We start from the raw sequence: 19,252 nt of genomic DNA, 5'->3' as shown, positions 1-19,252 counted from the left end.
CACTACCTTTTTTTCTTAAACTTATTTCTAAAATCCGTCTGCCTTATTGAGTCTTGATTTGGAGTTACCTCTGGCCTCTTGTTCATTTTCCACAATGGTGCTCTAATAAAAGTATCTTTTAAGTCACTTTTATGAAACTCAAAATATGGTACACCTAAACTATCTAAAGAGGAAAGATGAACTAAAATTAAAAACCACCCTATAGCTATTCCAAATATACCCATAATATTTGTTAACATCAGCATGGGGAACCGTAGAATACGGATGGAAAGAGACATATCATAACTAGGAATTAAGAAGGTACTGATTACAGTGACTCCCACTATAAGCAAGGTGGTAGGACTCACCATTTTAGATTGAATTGCTGTATCGCCTATAATAATACCGCCTACTAAACTTAATGTTTGGGCTATTTTAGTGGGCAACCTTAAGCCGCCTTCTCTTAAAAATTCTACAACTATCTCCATAGCAAAAATCTCTAAAAAAGGGGTTAAAGCAATTCCTACTCTTGATTGAACAATAGGGGTGACAAATTTTATGGGTATGAGTTCTACATTAAACTTTATTAGTGTTAAATAAAAAGAAGGTAAAGTAATAACAATAATCGCTGCCATAATCCTAAGAAGTCTTACAAAAGAGGATATGACAGTTCTTTCAGTATAATCCTCCACAGCCTGAAAAAATTGCATAAATATTGCTGGATATATAAGTACTAATGGTGTTCCTTCAACAAGAACAATTATTTTCCCTTCTAACATATTTCCAATAGCTCTATCTGGTCTTTCTGAGCTGAAGGCTTGTGGAAAAACTGAATAAGCATAGGATTCAATAAATTGCTCAAGCTTCCCCGCTGAAAGTACAGCATCTACATTAATGGCTTCTACTCTCTTTTTTAATTCTTCTAATACCTGTTTATCTGCTATATCGTTTATATACACCACTGCCACGTCACTCTGCAATCTACTTCCTACATTAAATAAGTCAATGGTGAGGTTCTTATCTTTGACTTTTCTCCTAATAAGGCTAATATTTACATCTAAATTTTCTACGAAACCATCTCTTGGACCTTTTGCTGCCGTTTCATTCATAGGCTCCATAATAGCCCGTTGCATACCCCCTGTAGTGTCAGCTATTATTACTTCTGAAGCGCCATTTATTAGCACTGCAGTTTTTCCTCTTTTAAGATCTTTAAGCACCACATTCAGATCTAATTCTACGGATGTATTGCTCATGGAAATATATCTTTTGCAAAGATAATCTCCTATGTTTACCATTCCATTCAAATTTTCTCCTATATGAATCATCAGAGGATTTAATATATCTCTATCAATAATATCCTTGTCTGTAATTCCATTGACATAGATAATAGCAGCTTCTAAAGGCTGATCCCTACCAATATAAAAATGCTTTACCACCATAGAACTTTGCTTGCCTAACCCATTCCTAATTAAATCTATATTTCCATCTAGATCTCCATTTTCCATTGAAATCACCATGTCCTTTTTTCTAAATAAGTGCGTTTAAAATTATAAATTGATACTCCAACTTTTATCTCTATATTACGTAGTTTCTCTCATATTTTTTAAAATATCCACTTTATTTATCCAATGTTAATTTTAACTTCAATTACAGTTCAATAATAGATTTTAAATATACACCATGCTCTTTACTGCAATATAAATTGATAAGTTTATCAACATTATTTATACTGATTCCCCCTAGCTTTATATCTTAAAAAATAAAAGTAATAGATAATTAATGCGCTAGAAGCAAATAAAAAAACCTATAAAACCGAAGTTTTATAGGTTACATTACTTATTTAAAATATTTTTCTTAAAACGCAAAATTCCCATTTTCAAACACTGGTATTTCTTTCCCCTCTTTTGTAATCCCGATTATTTGCAAGTCTTTTGTACCTACCATAAAATCTTCATGTACAAATGAATCATTAACTCCTTGCTCTGCGAGTTCATCATCACTTAAATTTTCACCATTTTTTATGCATACTGGATATGCTTTTCCTATAGCTAAATGACAAGATGCATTTTCATCAAATAGTGTATTATAAAATAGTATGTTTGAATTTGATATTGGAGAATTATATGGCACTAATGCTACTTCACCAAGATAATTAGATCCTTCGTCAGTTTCAATAATACTCTTTAAAATATCATTGCCTTTTTTTGCTTTGAAATCTACAATTTTTCCCTGCTTAAAAGTAATTGAAAATTCTTCAATTAAATTACCATTATAGTTTAGAGGTTTTGAACTAAATACTACTCCATTAACCCCATCTTTTTTAGGAAGCGTAAATACTTCTTCTGTTGGCATATTAGCTATAAACTCAATGCCTTCAGGTGTAAAATCTGATCCTCCAAGCCATAAATGATTTTCTGGAAGCTCTATTTTAAGATCAGTACCCAATGAATTTTTGTATTGTAAATATTTAAAGTTATTTAAATTCATAAAATCCATACTTTTCTTTAGATTGTTTTTATGAGTTTCCCATGAAGCAACAGGATCCTTTGTGTCGACCCTTACTGTTTTAAATATAGCATTCCATAGTTTCTCCATTGCTTCATCCTCTGATAAGCCTGGGAACACTTTTTTTGCCCAGGAAATAGTTGGGATTGATGCAACACACCAAACATTTTTATTGCTCATAAGCCTATCTCTATATTCTTTAATTGCAGTACTTGCAGCCTTATGCGCTTTAGACATCCTTTGTGGATTAACATCCTTCATAAGCTCAGGGTCAGATGCTGAAATACTTAAGAAAGCAGCACCATTTCGTGCATTTGATAAGTAAAAATCTTTCTGCCATTCTGGATATTCTGAAAATACATCCTCTGGAGCATTCATAAATTTAATTTTTGATGATAGTTCATCTCTCCAATTTATAACTACATCCCTAGCGCCCTCTTTATATGCAATTTTAGAAACTATTCTAGTAAATGCAGCACATTCTATTGGAGAATTGATAACAAGTATTTGATTCTTTTGGATATTAATTCCTGTCTTAATCAATAAAAGAGCATATTTTTCTAATAATTCATTATTCATAATTTGTCTTTAGTAAACAAGTGTACAACTAATACACAAACTCACTAAATACTCACTTCCTTCCACAATTTATATATGTTAGATGATTCTTTAACTTTATTTATTATTCATTTAGTATAAGAAAATTATACCATAAAAAACTAGTTAAGAAAAATATCACTCCAATATAAACAATTTGATGAAATATTTAGATAAAATTATGTAAAGTAATTGAAGAATAACTAACAATAGGTTATTATTTATATAAACTATAACTACAGACATAAATTAAAAAAAGGAGTAGATAATATGAGTTCAAGCATTTATAAACAATTGCTTAATATTGTGGATGCAGGTAAAAGGGCAGCTATGGTTTCAACTGTTCCTAATGGAGACCTTGAGGATAACCCTCCAGTAAAAAAAATTATTTTTACTGAAGAGGATTTACATAACCATGATAATAATTACGATTTTGATGAAAATTTTTACCAGAAGGTTCAATATGTTCTACAAACTGGAAATCTTCAATTTGTTAAAGTTTCTGATAAGCAAATATACTTAATTGAACCTTATTTTCCTGAAGCTCATCTAATAGTATTTGGTGGTGGTCATATTGCAATGCCCTTAGTTGAATTTGGCGCATTAGTAGGATTTAGCGTAACAGTTATAGATGATAGGCCATCATTCGCCAATAGTATGCGGTTTCCTAAGGCTGAAAATGTTATTTGTGAGAGCTTTGATAAATGCTTTAACTTGATTAATTTAAACGAGTCATCTTTTGTAGTAATTGTAACAAGAGGTCATAGGCATGACATGGATTGCCTTAGGAAAGTATTAGAATACAACACTGCATATATCGGAATGATTGGTTCAAAACGCAGAGTTCATGGAGCTATGAATCAATTACTTGATGAAGGTTTTCTTAAGGACAGGCTAGACAAAGTAAATGCACCTATCGGCATAGATATAGGTGCAATTACCCCACCGGAAATAGCTTGCGCAATTATTTCTCAGGTCATTAGTTATAAAAGACTTATTAATATAAACAATGGAAGTAAAAAATCTATAAAATCTACTTGGCCGGAATTTGACCGAAACGTACTAACGGAGCTAAGTCACGATGAAGATGACCAAATGGCAATTATTACGATAATCTCCACAAAAGGCTCAGTGCCAAGAAAAGAAGGAGCAAAAATGCTTGTGTGGAGTAATGGTAAAACTTTAGGAAGTATTGGCGGAGGATGTAGTGAAGGTGAAGTAATTATTATCGCTCGTGATGTAATTAGGAATGGTGGATATCAAATTGAAACAGTAGATATGACAGGTTCCGTTGCTGAAGATGAGGGAATGGTGTGTGGAGGTATAATGGAAGTATTGATAGAATCTTTTAAGAAATAGGTACAAGTTAAATAAAAAAAATAACAGTCAAAAATGTATTAATATATTGACTGTTATTTATTTTTTTTTTGCCTTTTTATCTAATATAATTTTTATTGTTTTGGTTATACTAAATTTAAAGTAAAAATTATTTTACTAACAAGGAGGACTCATTATGAAATCAAAAATTATATTAATAACATCGGCTCTATTAACAGTATTATTTGTAGGTTGTGCTAAGCAACCTGTAACACCACCAAAAACAACCACACCACCGACGACAATAGTTCCAAAACAAACGACCCCAAATGTAGTAACCACAGCCTCAATAGTAAACACAATACCTGCTTTTGAAAAAGCTATTAGTAACAAGGGCACATGGATTATTGCAATAACAAAGGATTTATCTATTGATAAGCCTCTTGTAGTTGAGGGTGATTATAAAAACGGCAAAAAAGATGCTAATGGTAAAGATATTATGCAACGTAAGATAGCTCTATACGCTCAAGATGCAAAACATACTGTTACCGCTAGATACATTTTGACTGCGCCAAAATTAACTTTTAAAAGTCCTATGGGAAGTATAGAACATGGAACTTTCAAAGGTGACCTTTATATTTCAGCAAGCAATTTTCAATTAAAAGATGCTACAATTGACGGAAATGTATATTTCACTACTGATACAGCTAAATCTACATTCAAAATGGATGCTAAAAGTAAAGTGACTGGAAAACAGGAACTAAAAAAATAAAAAAAGTACCTTCCACGTGACAAGTGGTATCTTAAAAGATGCCACTTGCCACGTGGATGGCACTATATTTTAGCTTTACTTCTATATAATCTTAAAAAAGTTAAAATTGCACCCAGCATACAAATAGCAGCTGCAGTTATATATACAACCCTCATACCATAAACAAAGGCATCATTCCTGGAAGCTACATAATTTGTTACACGATGACCAATTTTATAACTCATCCTGTTATACAAGAGGGAAGTGGATAAAGCTATTCCACAAACCATTCCTAAGTTTCTTACAAGTCCATTTATACTTCCTGCAATGCCTAGCTTATCTCTTGGAACTGTGGACATTATGAGCGAATTATTAGGTGATTGAAATAAACCATTTCCAAGAGACATAACCGCTATAAATAACACCATTTCTAATATACTTGAATGCTCATTAAAAGTTGACATTAACAGTAACCCAAAACTCGTAACCACAAGACCAATAAAAGTTAGAATTTCCGAACCTATTTTATCTGATAAATGTCCACTAATCGGTGCCACTACGGACAAAACTAAAGGAGAAATCATAAGTATTAATCCAGTAAATGCAGGTGAGTACTTAAGAACATCCTGAAGAAAAAAAGGTTGAATAATATTTGAACAAAATATGGCCACAAAGGATAGAAATCCACAAAATATACTAAGCGAAAATAATTTATTTTCAAAAATTTTTAATTGTAAAATAGGATTTTCACGTCTCTTTTCTACCATAATAAATGTTATGAAAGATATAAGTGCTATTAAAAACCCTACCAAAATTATTGGATGAGTAAATCCAACCTCTTGCCCTTTTCCTAGAGATACAAATAAAGGAACTATAGCAAACATAAATAATATTGCCCCCAGGCCATCCAATTTTACCCTTTCTGTTTTATGCCCTTTGGGAAGAATCTTTAAGGCATAAAATAAAGTTATTATACCGATTGGAACATTTATTAAAAATATATATTCCCAACTACTTGCATCCACTATAAATCCTCCAAGTGCTGGACCTGCCATTGCTCCAAGCGCCACGAAGGTTCCTGTGATTCCTAGCGCTTTACCTCTTTCATTTGATGGAAATACTGCGGTTATAATCCCTTGACTGTTGGCCATAGTACCCGCGGCTCCTATTCCCTGTATCACTCTAGCTATAACTAAACCTGAAAGTGAACTTGTTATTCCACAAAATATAGAACCCATTGTAAATATAGCAATTCCAAACTTGAATACCTTTGTCTTACCAACTATATCTCCCAGTCTCCCAAAAACTAATATAGTTGCTGAAACTATAATTAAATAACTTGTTACTACCAATTGAATACCCGCGGATGTTACATTTAAAGACTTAGCCATAGCAGGTAGAGCTACATTTACAATACTCCCATCTAATGTAGACATAAAAGTTACCATTACAACTATAAATAAAATCATCCATCTATTTTTATTATTGCTATTATTTACTGAATCCATTTTCATTCCCCTTTTACCCTTTTCCACTAAATATAAGTAAATTTCGTTGACTTGTCAACTATCAACTTTATGACAAGTAATTATAACACCTAAACTTATGAAATCCGACTTTAAAATAGTTGTTTAAATTACAAATAAAATATTCTATTAATTAATTATATATAAACTTTTAATATTAAGCCTTGTAAAGCCCTTTTAAATGGAGCAATATTGTATATATATAATAGAAAACGTACAAGCAACAAATATTTTATAAAGGGGGCTGCGTATGTTTAGTTTTATGCTTATTTTTTTTGCTAAAATAGTTGAGGTTTCTTTAACTACAATTAGAACAGTACTTATAACTCGCGGTGAAAAATTCTATGGTTCTATTATAGGTTTTTTCGAAGTACTTATATGGTTATATGTAATTGGTACAATGCTTGTAGGAATAAATGAAGCACCATTAAAAATGGTGGCTTATGCATTAGGCTTTGCTTGCGGAAATTACATAGGTTGTATTCTAGAAGAAAAACTAGCACTAGGACTCATGACCATAAATGCAATAGTGTCTGTTAGAGATGGAAAAATATTAGCTGAAATATTAAGAGCAGACAATGTAGGCGTTACACTTGTAGATGCAGAAGGGTTAAAAGAAGAAAAAAAAATGCTTATATTACATGTTAAACGAAAAAGAAAATCTGAGATTTTAAAACTAATACAAAATTCAAATATAAATGCTGTTATTTCGCTTGTAGATACCAGAACTATTTATGGTGGTTATGGTATTAGAAAATAAAATTTAAACTCATACGTACAAAATCATAAGAGGCAAATTACCGAAATATATTTCAGTAATTTGCCTCAATTAACTAACTTATTCATTTGGATGATTATATATCATACGATCATAAACATGGTTGAATCCCATTTTACGGTATAGATTTTTTGCACGTTTATTGTCAAGATCTACGTGAAGGGACAGATTACCATCTGTCAATTCTATTGCACGACCAATCAGTTCAGATGCCACACCTCGGCCTTTATTGCCTGGCTTAACACCAATATATGCTAGATGATAAGTTGGAATGAACCGTTTGAATCCCATGCTTACAACAATACATATTCCCTGTTCTTCCCCATTTCGTTTTGCTACTAGCAAAAATCCTTCTTTCATAGCTTTTTCTATAGCATCCACGGTCTCTCCCACCGAATCATTATAAGTCGCAAGCCATGTACGCGTCATTTCAATTAAATCATCTTTGCTTTTTTCATTAAAACTTTTAATTTCACATACATCGATTTCACTTCTTGCATCGTTTAGAATAATCAAATGTTTCCCATTACTTAGCAGTCCTTGTTTTGATTTTTTTATAAAAGCTGCCATTGCATATGATTCTTTTCTTGAAACCATAACACCCTCAAGTTCACGTAGCATTGTAGCTGCGTGCTTCAAATCTTCTTCTTCAATATCAACCATAGATACACGTGTTTCCATAACAATTTTCATAATTGTTTCAACTATTTCTGTATGTCTTCCAGGTAAATTCAAGTCCATTTTATTAATGTCATTTAGATTATTGCTTTCCATTTGCGTTATATTCATTTTCTTAGCATATTCATCCAAACTTTCCTGCCATAATGGCTTAGCACCGCATATTAATTGAGGTAACTTACTTAATTCTTCATGTACCCAACTTTTTATTAGTCCGCTATAAACGCTTGAGAGTGTATATCCTAGTCCTAATTGTAGCGTAATTGTATCAACCTTAAAATCCATACGTTCCAAACACTCTTTAGTCATGTCTTCCAATACAAGATGACTTATAATGTTGTTTAAACTCCACTCGCACATTAAATACATATTACTCTTTTCTGCTAGATCTCTTAGTTGTAAGCGAGTAATTGTATTTTTCTTACCTCGTAAATCCAATAAAATATCTTTATCCAAATGTGACATTTTCCATTTTTCTTGTTTAAATAGAGGAACCTTCACCTCGAGTTCACTTAACTTTGCAAATAACATTACCGATTTTATGTAGCATTCAGACCCATCAACTAAAATTTGTTTAAAGCCAGTAGCAATTGCATCTTTCACTAAAATTTCTGAAATACGGTCATATTTATGTCCTGACGGATTAGTTCCTTCAAGTTTCAAATATATCTCTGAGATACCTAATGCCTTCTCAATTTTTTTTGCTCTCATTAACGGTGTTCTTCCACTTTTTCGCATATTATCTCCTTTAATACTTAATTGTAATCTTATAAAAAAACATTCTAACCTATTTTAAACCTTTAGAGTTAGAACGCCCATTTTACTGAGCTATATTTATACATTATATACAATATAACATTTTAAGTCCATAACTGCAAAAGCTGGTTAGAATTTCATTTAATAAATAGCAAAAATTTAATCAATCTTTAATAAATATATTGAATTTTTTGTCGTTTCATATATAATTATATAGTAAGTAATAAATAATTCTAAACGCTTACACTGAGAGGAGAAAAATATGTCAGAAAAAACGATAAAAACCAAACATTTAACATTGGTGGCTTTAGTTTTAATGATTTTCACATCAGTTTATGGATTTAACAACATCCCAAGATCATTCTATAAAATGGGTTATGCTGCAATTCCATGGTTCATATTATCAGGAATAACATTCTTTATTCCCTTTGCTTTCATGATGGCCGAGTTTGGTGCAGCATTTAAGGATGAAAAGGGTGGAATTTACTCATGGATGGCAAAGTCAGTAGGTCCTAAATTTGCTTTTATGGGAACGTTCATGTGGTATGCCTCTTATGTAGTTTGGATGGTTAACGTTGCATCAGGAGTTTGGGTACCAATTTCAAATGCAATATTTGGTAAAGATACAACACAAACTTGGTCATTATTTGGAATGACTGGACTAACTGGACCTAAAACTCTAGGAATACTTGGAATTCTTTGGATAATACTTGTTACGTATGTATCAACTAAAGGATTAGAAAAAATTAAGAAAGTAACTTCACTAGGTGGCACTGCTGTTGCAGCATTAAACATAGTCCTATTTGTTGGAGCTATAGCCGTACTTATAGGAAATCATGGCCATTTAGCTCAACCAGTAATTGGACTTAGTTCATTCACGGCTTCACCAGATCCTGCTTATAATGGAAATATAATTTCATCCTTCGCATTTATAGTATTTGCTTTATTTGCTTATGGTGGTATAGAAGTTGTTGGAGGCCTGGTTGACGAAACAGAAAATGCAGAAAAAACATTCCCTAAGGGTGTTGTTATTTCCGCAGTTATTATCTCAATTGGATACTCACTTGGTATATTCCTGGTTGGTATATTTACTAATTGGCAAAATGTTATGAATATCAAGAGCGTTCACTTAGGTAATGTTGGTTATGTTGTAATGAGCAACTTAGGATATGCACTTGGCAAAGCATTTGGAGCAAACGAAGCTATGTCATTAGCTATGGCACATGGAGTAGCAAGATTTGTTGGGATTTCAATGTTCTTAGCTTTAGCAGGTGCTTTCTTTACATTAATGTTCGCTCCATTAAAACAATTAATTGAAGGTACCCCAGCTAAATTATGGCCTGGGAGATTGGCAGAAATGAAAAACGGAATGCCTCAATACGCTATGTGGATTCAAGCTGTAATAGTTTGTGTTATGATTGCTCTTATTTCCTTTGGTGGAGAGACTATGTCAGGCTTCTTTGATGTTTTAGTGGCAATGACGAATGTGGCTATGACTCTTCCATACTTGTTTATAGCATATGCTTTCATACCATTCAAGAAAAATAAAGATATTATTAAACCTTTTGAAATGTTTAAAACTGATAAGAGTGCTATAATCTGGACAGTAGTAGTTATGTTCACTGTTGGATTCGCGAATTTCTTTTCAATACTACAACCGGCATTAGAAGGAAATTTATCCATAACAATTTGGAGCGTTGCTGGTCCAATATTCTTTGCATTCGTTGCATTCTTAATGTATTATTTCTATGAAAAGAAAAATCTAAATACGTAAAATTATATAATATCTCCTTTATTATTGATAATTTAATAATTCAGTGATGAATTAAAAAGATGATTTCTATAAATTGAAATCATCCTTTTTAGTTCACTTTATTAAATCAGCAAACTCACCATCTACAATATCCTTTAACAAATTTGCGTTAATTTCTATTTGAAATCCTATTTTGCCCCCACTTACAATTACCTTTTCTATTTCAAGAGCACTTTTATCAATAAATGTTTTATATTTTTTTTTCATTCCTATGGGTGAACACCCACCTCTAACATATCCCGTATACTTTTGTAAATCCTTCAAATCTAACATTTCTACGCTCTTCTCATTAGTTACTTTAGCTACTTTTTTAAAGTCTATTTCCTCTCTAACTGGAATCACTATAATATAAACTTCTTTAGAAATTCCATGTGTCACTAAAGTTTTATAAAGATATTTTTCTTCTCTCCCTATCTTATTTGCCACTGATACTCCATCTATTTTATTATCTTTAACTTCATAAGTTATAACACCATATTCTATATTTATTTTATCTAAAATTCGCATAACATTTGTTTTTATCATTGTATTCCCCTTTAATTAAATATATTTATACTAAAAAGTAAACTTCAAAGCTCCCTTTATTATATACTCTTTCAGTGTCTTATGCACTATTATACCAATATAGTATAATGAGTATTTTATAAAATCGATCAAATTATCACCTAGGTCGTTGCAATTCTAACGACAAAATAACTACTGAAATATATTTCAGCAGTCATTAGTCGATAAAATTAAAAATTAGCTCATTTTACCAAGCACTACAAGGATATTAATGCTACCATCCGTAATAATTTCTTCCTCCAAGTAGACTTCCTATAAGAAGTATCTTAGCTAAATTTTGAATTCCACTGCCGTGTCTACCTCTTTCTCTCATATTATCATCATTACAATCATCATCGTTGTCTTCCTCATTGCTCCTATGATGTTCTTTATATTTCTCAGCTATTTCTTTACAAATATGATCCAATTCATCCTTACCAGGGCAATACATTTTACCATGTTTTGCTACCATCATATCGTAATGATGTTTAACCATTGGATGTATTATAATATAAACCATAGGATACATGCTCTTTAAATCTTCATCATCTTCTTCACTCATAGGCATATTCATCATAGGCATATTCATCATGGGCATATTATCCATAGGCATATTCATCATAGGCATATTATCCATAGGCATATTCTCCATGGGCATATTCATCATAGGCATATTCTCCATTGGCATATTCATCATTGGCATATTCTCCATTGGCATATTCATCATTGGCATATTCTCCATGGGCATATTCATCATTGGCATATTCATCATTGGCATATTGGCCATGGGCATACACTGTCCATAATTTTCACAATTTTTACAACGGTAATCGTACATAAGTACCTCCAAAATAATATTTATACTTTATATTATTCTTATTCTACTGTTTTGTTACAATAGTAATATATCTTAAGTTAGTACTCGTGTTAAATTTCTAAAAATAGCCGTAAGTACTTTCTATAGTGATTTCTCCATTGTGGTAGGAATGCCTAAAGAGAAGATAGCAACTCTTTTCGATTTAAATAAAAATAATGTAATTCGCGGCACTAAAGGTGAAAAAGGTACCGGTTTTGATCTAGTACTCTGTAAAGAACTCATAGAGCAAAATGGCGGTTTGATTTATGTATCCAGTCAAAACGGGAAGGGCTCGGAGTTTACTTTCACTATTCCTTTGTCAAAAACATAAGTATTCTTAAAAGGAGTTTAAAAAATTATGACACATGATATAATAAAAACATAACTGTTTTCACTATTGACAATATTCAATAAAAGCTTTATCATAGCCTTTAAATCTAATTTACTAAAAGAATTAAAGAAAGAAGGCTTTTTTATGAGTGTTGAAAGTGTCAAAAATTTTTTTATAGAAAACGGACTTGAAAATACAATAATAAAACTTGAAGAAGGCAGTGCTACTGTCGACCTTGCTGCAAAAGCCTTAGGGGTTGAACCAGCTTTGATTGCAAAAACATTATCATTTCGTCTTAAAGATAGAGCTATTCTGATTGTTACTAAAGGTGATGCACGAGTAGATAATAGAAAATATAAAGACTTTTTTAATACAAAAGCAAAAATGCTCGAACACGATGAAGTTGCTGAAATAACAGGTCACCCTGTAGGTGGAGTATGTCCATTTGGACTATTAACTCCTATTGAAGTATATTTAGATGTTTCCCTTAAGAAATTTGATTATGTTTATCCAGCTGCTGGGTCAGCATTTACTGCATTAAAAATTGAACCACTAAAAATGCAAGAACTTACCCATGCGATATTTATTGATGTTTGTAAATAAATTAATTTTATCAAATATTCTGAAAAGCATTGACAATTGCCTTTTACAGTAATATACTAGTCACTAATAACTAAATACAACTTATCCAGAGCGGCAGAGGGACTGGCCCGATGATGCCCGACAACCAGCATTTTTAAAATGCAATGGTGTCAATTCCATCAGATTGTAAAATCTGAAAGATAAGGATGTTAGCAAATTTTATTATACAATTTTATTGTTTATTAAAGTTAATCATGCTGCTATCCTTATAGGATAGCAGCTTTTATTTTAGGACAAAATAATTATAACAAAAGGAGATTATATTATGAGCGAGCGAAAATTAAGTTTTGAAACATTACAAGTACATGCAGGCCAAGTTGCAGACCCTACTACAGGTTCAAGAGCAGTTCCCATTTATCAAACTTCATCTTTTGTATTTAAAAATGCAGATCACGCAGCAAATTTATTCCAGTTAAAAGAAGAAGGAAATGTCTATGCAAGAATAATGAATCCAACTACAGATGTTTTCGAGAAAAGAGTTGCTGCTCTTGAAGGTGGCGTGGCAGGACTTGCTACAGCTTCAGGAATGTCAGCAATATTATATTCAATACTTAATGTAGCAAGCTGCGGTGATGAAATAGTAGCTGCAAGTACTCTATACGGTGGTACTTATGAATTATTTAATGTAACACTTAGAAAACTTGGAATTAACGTAACATTTGTTGACCCAGATGATCCTGAAAACTTTAGAAAGGCTATTACAAGTAAGACAAAAGCACTTTATGGAGAAACAATAGGCAATCCAAAAATAAATGTTTTAGATATAGAGGCAGTAGCAAATATTGCCCACGAGAATAAAATACCACTTATTATTGATAGTACCTTTGCAACTCCTTTCTTATGCCGTCCAATTGAGTATGGTGCTGATGTTGTTATCCACTCCGCAACAAAGTTTATAGGTGGCCATGGAACAACTATTGGTGGAATAATAATTGATGGTGGAAAATTTGATTGGGCAGCAAGTGGTAAATTTCCTGATTTTACAACCCCCGATAAAAGTTACAATGGATTAGTTTACGCTGATTTAGGTGCTCCAGCATTTGCTTTAAAGGCTAGAGTTCAACTACTCCGAAATACAGGTGCAACCCTTAGTCCTCAGAGTGCATTTTTGTTCCTTCAGGGACTAGAATCATTGTCACTAAGAGTTGAGAGACATGTTTCAAACGCTAGGAAAGTGGTTGAATTTTTAAGTAATCATCCAAGTGTTTCATGGATAAATTATCCAGAACTTGAAGGGAGTAAATATAAAGAATTATCTAAAAAATATCTACCAAAAGGTGCAGGATCAATATTCACTTTTGGAATAAAAGGTGGACTTGAAGCTGGGAAGAAATTCATTAACAGTGTAGAGTTATTCTCTCTCCTTGCAAATGTTGCAGATGCAAAATCTTTAGTAATTCACCCATCAAGCACAACTCATGCAGAACTTAATGAAGAAGAGCAGAAGGCTGCAGGAGTTACCACAGATCTTATAAGGCTTTCAATTGGGGTTGAAGGTATAGATGACATTATATATGATTTAAATCAAGCTCTAGAAAAATCAGTTAAATAATTCAAAGTAGAACTTAGGCATCTTACCTGATTTTTTTTATAAGATGCCTTCATACAAGGAGGTTCTAAATGCCAATAAAAATACCTGACAATCTTCCAGCGTTTAAAACTTTAAGTAATGAAAATATTTTTACTATTACAGAAGATAACGCATTTCATCAGGATATTAGGCCACTGAAAATTATTATTTTAAACCTGATGCCTACAAAAATTGAAACTGAAACGCAAATTTTAAGACTTCTTGGTAACTCTCCATTGCAAATTGATATAGTGCTTCTTCACCCCAAAAGCCATGCAAGTAAAAATATATCTGAGGAACATTTAATTAAGTTTTATAATACTTTTGAAGAAATAAAAGATTTAAAATTTGATGGAATGATAATAACTGGAGCTCCAATTGAATCTGTTCCTTTTGAAGAAGTGGATTACTGGGAGGAACTTAAAGAAATCATGGAATGGAGTGTTCGCAATGTATACTCTACCTTGCATATTTGTTGGGGTGCTCAAGCAGGTCTTTATTATCACTATGGAGTGCAAAAGCATAAACTTGATAACAAAATGTTTGGAGTATTTAAACATAAAATAACACAGAAAAGCATTAAACTTTTGAGCGGATTTGATGATGAATTTTATGCTCCACATTCAAGGCATACTGGAATAAAAAAAGATGATATTGATAAAATAGATGAGCTTGAAATATTATCGGAATCTGATAAAGCAGGAATTTACATTATATTAGCAAAAAAAGGACGCCAAATCTTTATAACTGGACATTCAGAGTATGATCCATTAACTCTAAAAAAAGAATATGACAGGGATATAGCAAATGGATTAGATATAAACGTTCCAGAAAATTATTATCCAAAGGATGACCCATCAAAAACACCTATTGTAAAATGGAGAGGTCATTCAAATTTACTTTTTTCAAATTGGTTAAATTATTATGTTTATCAGGAAACACCTTACAATTTGGTATATTTAGAATAACACAAACAGTTGCTGATAAAATATTCTCATATATACTCTTCAAAAGGCATAGCAAAACAAAAGGTATAGCAAATTTAATTTTTGCTATACCTTTCTTAATTTTAGAAACGGAAATCTCTTTTTCCATCCTTAAGCTCTTTCAAATGCTCTACTGCAATTGCACGAACCTTATCATTTTTTATATTAGGAATCTCCTTTTGAATCAACACCTCACCCTTTTTCCTAGTATCATCGGAAGCATAATCCTCTAAATATTCTTTAAGTGTCATAAGTGCATTTGGCTGACAGCAGTTTCCTATTTGACCTGCCTTTACAAGTTTCATAAAACGATCACCCGTACGCCCTTCTCTATAACAAGCGGTGCAAAAGCTTGGAATATACCCCATTTCCAAAAGCCAATTTACAATTTCATCTAATTTACGGGTGTCAGTTACTTCAAATTGCTTTGAGTTATCATCTTCAGCTTCTACTTTAGCATATCCTCCAACACTGGTACATGAACCTCCACTTACCTGAGATATACCTAGTTCTAGAACACGTTCACGAGTAGTTTTTGATTCACGTGTGGAAACAATCATACCAGTGTATGGAACAGCTATACGAATAATGGCAACAATTTTTTCAAACATCTCATCGGAGATTGAGTTTGAAAATGTATTAGGATCAATATCATCTGCTGGGCAAATACGTGGAACACTAATTGTATGTGGGCCCACACCTTTAGCTGCCTCTAAGTGTTCTGCATGCATAAGCAAGCCAACAAAGTCATATCGGTACATGTTTAAACCGAATAAAACTCCAATTCCCACATCATCGATACCGCCTTCCATTGCACGGTCCATAGCCTCAGTATGATATGCGTAGTTATGTTTTGGTCCTGTTGGGTGTAGCTCTTCGTAACTTTTCTTGTTATAAGTTTCTTGGAAAAGTATATAGGTACCAATTCCTGCTTCCTTAAGCATCTTATACTCTTCTACGGTTGTTGCCGCAATATTTACATTTACCCTACGGATATCCCCATTCTTATGCTTAATACTATAAATGGTTTTGATGCTTTCCAAAATATATTCTATTGGGTTATTAATAGGATCTTCTCCTGATTCTAAAGCCAATCTCTTGTGTCCCATATCCTGAAGTGCTATAACCTCTTGCACTATTTCTTCTTGCGTAAGTTTTTTACGAGATATCGTTTTATTTTTAGAATGATAAGGACAATACACACACCCATTTACACAGTAGTTTGAAAGATATAGTGGAGCAAAAATGACAATACGGTTGCCATAAAACTTCTGCTTAATTTCTTTTGCTACTTTAAACATTTTTTCTATCTCATCTTCCAAATCACATTCTAGAAGTACAGCAGCCTCCCGATGAGTTAATCCTTTACAGTCTTTTGCACGTTCTATCAAACTGTCTATCAATTCACGATTTCTTTTGTTTTCCTTAGCATAGGCAACGGTTGATAGAATCTCACCATCATCAATAAACTCTGTTGCGTTTTTAGACTTAGAATCATACATAACATAATCTCCTTTTTATTGTTAATATTTTTAATTTACAAAACTTTCATTCCATTTATAACTCATAAACCATTTATAGTGATTTAATTATGTCTCTATCATTCTAAAGTCGGCACTTTTGAATAAAGTGTTTTGATGTTTACATGTGGTAACATTCCAAGTTTACCTGATAGGGCGCTAATAACATCATTCGGCGCATCCATTACTACACTTATTACAGAAATATTACGTTTTTGATATGGAATTCCCATTCTACCTACGATGTACTCATTGTATTCGTGAAGAATAGCATTAAGTTTTGGAGCAGCATCTTTGTTTTCAACTATAATTCCAATTAAAGCAATTCTTGTCTCCATTAAAAAAATCCTTTCTTTTATTAAATTAAAAAAATCCTTGTACCAAAAAGGCACAAGGATAGTATGGTAAAATCAAAGATGCACCACTAACTGGTATACTCTTTGTAATAATACAACTATTCTCTCGCCTTCTCACTCGGGACGAACCCTCATGCACTCAGAACGATAACTTTGTAAATGTAATTTGTTATATAACTTTTCGAGAGGTATAGTATAAATCACAAAATCTTTAATCATTAACCTAAGATTTACTTATACCGTAACACTACTTATATCAAAAAGCAATAAATGGTTATTTTGTTTTTAAAATAAAATTATTAGTTAGGATTAGTAACCCTATTTTTAAATTCTTCCATGTCATAAAATGAACTTATATATACCCTATGTAATTGCAATATACCATCTGATTTTGAAGACCATCTACCATCAGTACTGAAGGCCATTATATACCCTGCTTCTTTTACAGCTTCAATAGCGTTAGCATTGTAACCACCAAAAGGGTATGCAAAAAAGTTTACTTTTTTATTTAGCATTTTTTCCAAAACCTTTTTTGATTTGATTAGAGTTGCCAATTGCTTTTCCTTTGAAAGGTCTTTTAAATTTTCATGATTTACAGTGTGGCTTTCTATATCAACTCCATATTTCTCCATTTCTAAAAGTTGCTCAGAAGTCATACTGTTTGGATATTTATCAATACTGGACGTAATAACAAAAATTGTTGCTTTAAAATTATATTTTTTAAGTACAGGGAACATGGCTGTATAATTATCTTTATAGCCATCATCAAACGTAAGAACTACAGATTTTTCTGGTATTTTTGTATCCGTCATGAAGTATTCATATAAATTCTCAAGTGAAATAGTATAATACCCATTATCTTTTAGATATTTTAATTGCTGCTCAAATATTTTAACGGGAAGACGAATAGGATTATCTTTCTCATATGAAATTGAGTGATACATTAGAACTGGTACACTCTTACTAGGTGCCATCATAACAGCATTATTATCAAAATCTGGTTTTAATAGAGCTTTAACTACCTCAGCAGGCTTTATTTTTTCAACTACAGGTGGTGGTGTAACTAATTTTGTTTTTTGAGTTACATTATTCTTACTACTAAAACATCCTGAAAAAGAAATTAAAATAGCAAATAAAAATATTAAATATATGTTTTTTTTCATAGTTCCTCCTTGATTAAATTTAGTTAACTAATATAATATTACTGGTTCTCTTTAACTAAATACAGCAAATTGTCATCTAAGTTATAATAAAGAGGAGCTATTAGTATATTAGGGTATTTAGTTCTTAACCGCATAGCTTCTTCTAAAACAAACTCTATTTCATTATCAATTTCAAACATTGGGGCAAAATTCATAAAATGATCTTCTGCTCTTTGTCTATCCCATTCTACAATATCAACAAGTCCTTGAATAAATTGTTCCCTTTTAGACATCAAATTAACCATTCCACAATGATTATGAGCAATAAGAGCAATAGTTTTAATTCCTCCTATTGCGATTGAATATGAAACCTTAAATTCACTAAAACGTAGTGTTCCTCCACCAGAACGAATAATATATGCAAAGTTATTTGGTATATGCAGGTATTTCCTGTTATCCATACACATTCCAATTAACATTTGTGGACTACTTACTGCTTCATACGGTGTGCTTAAATTATGGTATTCTAATAAAACACTGATGGGTGTATTTTTATATTTATCAAATATATCATCTTTAGTATTTATCTTTATTAATCTATCCATA

At 32.0% G+C, this 19,252-nt stretch carries 18 protein-coding genes and 1 riboswitch; of the genes, 8 read left to right on the top strand and 10 right to left on the bottom strand.

Annotation, left to right across the window (positions count from 1 at the left end; translation table 11 throughout):
• Positions 1-2 precede the first annotated feature (2 nt).
• Together VIM70_RS17920 and VIM70_RS17915 are read right to left on the bottom strand one after the other, a co-directional pair.
• Positions 3-1,484: a spore germination protein gene (locus tag VIM70_RS17920; RefSeq protein ID WP_331947147.1), complete on the bottom strand. Its 1,482-nt coding sequence runs from the start codon at positions 1,482-1,484 to the stop codon at positions 3-5.
• Between the two features lie 349 nt (positions 1,485-1,833).
• Complete coding sequence (locus VIM70_RS17915; RefSeq protein ID WP_331947146.1) at positions 1,834-3,063, bottom strand: aminopeptidase; 1,230 nt, start codon at positions 3,061-3,063, stop codon at positions 1,834-1,836.
• 288 nt (positions 3,064-3,351) lie between these two features.
• Between VIM70_RS17915 and VIM70_RS17910 the strand changes: the two genes are divergently transcribed.
• Together VIM70_RS17910 and VIM70_RS17905 are read left to right on the top strand one after the other, a co-directional pair.
• Entirely contained in the window at positions 3,352-4,440 is a 1,089-nt protein-coding gene (locus tag VIM70_RS17910) for an XdhC/CoxI family protein (protein ID WP_331947145.1), read from the top strand.
• A 154-nt stretch (positions 4,441-4,594) separates the two neighbouring features.
• Complete coding sequence (locus VIM70_RS17905; protein WP_331947144.1) at positions 4,595-5,170, top strand: hypothetical protein; 576 nt, start codon at positions 4,595-4,597, stop codon at positions 5,168-5,170.
• A gap of 62 nt (positions 5,171-5,232) precedes the next feature.
• Here the strand turns inward: VIM70_RS17905 and VIM70_RS17900 are convergent, their stop codons facing one another.
• Entirely contained in the window at positions 5,233-6,657 is a 1,425-nt protein-coding gene (locus VIM70_RS17900) for an MFS transporter (RefSeq protein WP_331947143.1), read from the bottom strand.
• 268 nt (positions 6,658-6,925) lie between these two features.
• On the opposite strand from VIM70_RS17900, the gene VIM70_RS17895 reads away from it, so the two are divergent.
• Positions 6,926-7,435: a DUF2179 domain-containing protein gene (locus tag VIM70_RS17895; protein WP_331947142.1), complete on the top strand. Its 510-nt coding sequence runs from the start codon at positions 6,926-6,928 to the stop codon at positions 7,433-7,435.
• Between the two features lie 78 nt (positions 7,436-7,513).
• On the opposite strand, the gene VIM70_RS17890 is transcribed toward VIM70_RS17895, so the two are convergent.
• Positions 7,514-8,869: a pyridoxal-phosphate dependent enzyme gene (locus VIM70_RS17890; RefSeq protein WP_331947141.1), complete on the bottom strand. Its 1,356-nt coding sequence runs from the start codon at positions 8,867-8,869 to the stop codon at positions 7,514-7,516.
• A 280-nt stretch (positions 8,870-9,149) separates the two neighbouring features.
• Between VIM70_RS17890 and yjeM the strand changes: the two genes are divergently transcribed.
• Complete coding sequence (gene yjeM, locus VIM70_RS17885) at positions 9,150-10,661, top strand: glutamate/gamma-aminobutyrate family transporter YjeM (protein ID WP_331947140.1); 1,512 nt, start codon at positions 9,150-9,152, stop codon at positions 10,659-10,661.
• A gap of 93 nt (positions 10,662-10,754) precedes the next feature.
• Here the strand turns inward: yjeM and ybaK are convergent, their stop codons facing one another.
• The gene (gene ybaK / locus VIM70_RS17880; protein WP_331947139.1) at positions 10,755-11,225 is read right to left on the bottom strand and encodes a Cys-tRNA(Pro) deacylase; all 471 of its coding nucleotides are present in this window, start codon (positions 11,223-11,225) and stop codon (positions 10,755-10,757) included.
• Positions 11,226-11,478: 253 nt separating this feature from the next.
• On the bottom strand, positions 11,479-12,081 hold the full coding sequence (locus tag VIM70_RS17875) for a hypothetical protein (RefSeq protein WP_331947138.1): 603 nt from the start codon (positions 12,079-12,081) through the stop codon (positions 11,479-11,481).
• A gap of 148 nt (positions 12,082-12,229) precedes the next feature.
• Here VIM70_RS17875 and VIM70_RS17870 point away from each other — a divergent pair, with 148 nt between their 5' ends.
• From VIM70_RS17870 to metA, 4 genes are all read left to right on the top strand, one after another.
• On the top strand, positions 12,230-12,430 hold the full coding sequence (locus VIM70_RS17870; RefSeq protein ID WP_331947215.1) for an ATP-binding protein: 201 nt from the start codon (positions 12,230-12,232) through the stop codon (positions 12,428-12,430).
• Positions 12,431-12,574: 144 nt separating this feature from the next.
• Entirely contained in the window at positions 12,575-13,033 is a 459-nt protein-coding gene (locus VIM70_RS17865; protein ID WP_331947137.1) for a YbaK/EbsC family protein, read from the top strand.
• A 78-nt stretch (positions 13,034-13,111) separates the two neighbouring features.
• Positions 13,112-13,219: riboswitch (SAM riboswitch) on the top strand.
• A 115-nt stretch (positions 13,220-13,334) separates the two neighbouring features.
• On the top strand, positions 13,335-14,624 hold the full coding sequence (locus VIM70_RS17860) for an O-acetylhomoserine aminocarboxypropyltransferase/cysteine synthase family protein (protein ID WP_331947214.1): 1,290 nt from the start codon (positions 13,335-13,337) through the stop codon (positions 14,622-14,624).
• A 68-nt stretch (positions 14,625-14,692) separates the two neighbouring features.
• Complete coding sequence (metA, locus tag VIM70_RS17855) at positions 14,693-15,610, top strand: homoserine O-acetyltransferase MetA (protein WP_331947136.1); 918 nt, start codon at positions 14,693-14,695, stop codon at positions 15,608-15,610.
• A gap of 101 nt (positions 15,611-15,711) precedes the next feature.
• Here metA and hydG read toward each other — a convergent pair whose 3' ends face one another.
• The 4 genes from hydG to VIM70_RS17835 all read right to left on the bottom strand — a co-directional run bounded on the left by hydG (position 15,712) and on the right by VIM70_RS17835 (position 19,251).
• Positions 15,712-17,130, bottom strand: a complete 1,419-nt coding sequence (hydG, locus tag VIM70_RS17850; protein WP_331947135.1) for a [FeFe] hydrogenase H-cluster radical SAM maturase HydG — start codon at positions 17,128-17,130, stop codon at positions 15,712-15,714.
• A gap of 98 nt (positions 17,131-17,228) precedes the next feature.
• Complete coding sequence (locus VIM70_RS17845; RefSeq protein WP_331947134.1) at positions 17,229-17,486, bottom strand: TM1266 family iron-only hydrogenase system putative regulator; 258 nt, start codon at positions 17,484-17,486, stop codon at positions 17,229-17,231.
• Between the two features lie 317 nt (positions 17,487-17,803).
• Positions 17,804-18,667 (bottom strand): polysaccharide deacetylase family protein, encoded by an 864-nt coding sequence (locus VIM70_RS17840; RefSeq protein ID WP_331947133.1) that lies wholly within the window; start codon positions 18,665-18,667, stop codon positions 17,804-17,806.
• Positions 18,668-18,705: 38 nt separating this feature from the next.
• Positions 18,706-19,251, bottom strand: coding sequence for a carbonic anhydrase (locus VIM70_RS17835; RefSeq protein ID WP_331947132.1), 546 nt, complete (start codon positions 19,249-19,251; stop codon positions 18,706-18,708).
• Position 19,252 lies beyond the last annotated feature (1 nt).

It is taken from the genome of Clostridium sp. (assembly GCF_036569345.1).
Classification (GTDB): Bacteria; Bacillota; Clostridia; order Clostridiales; family Clostridiaceae; genus Clostridium_AD.
This window is presented reverse-complemented; position numbering and strand designations above follow the sequence as displayed.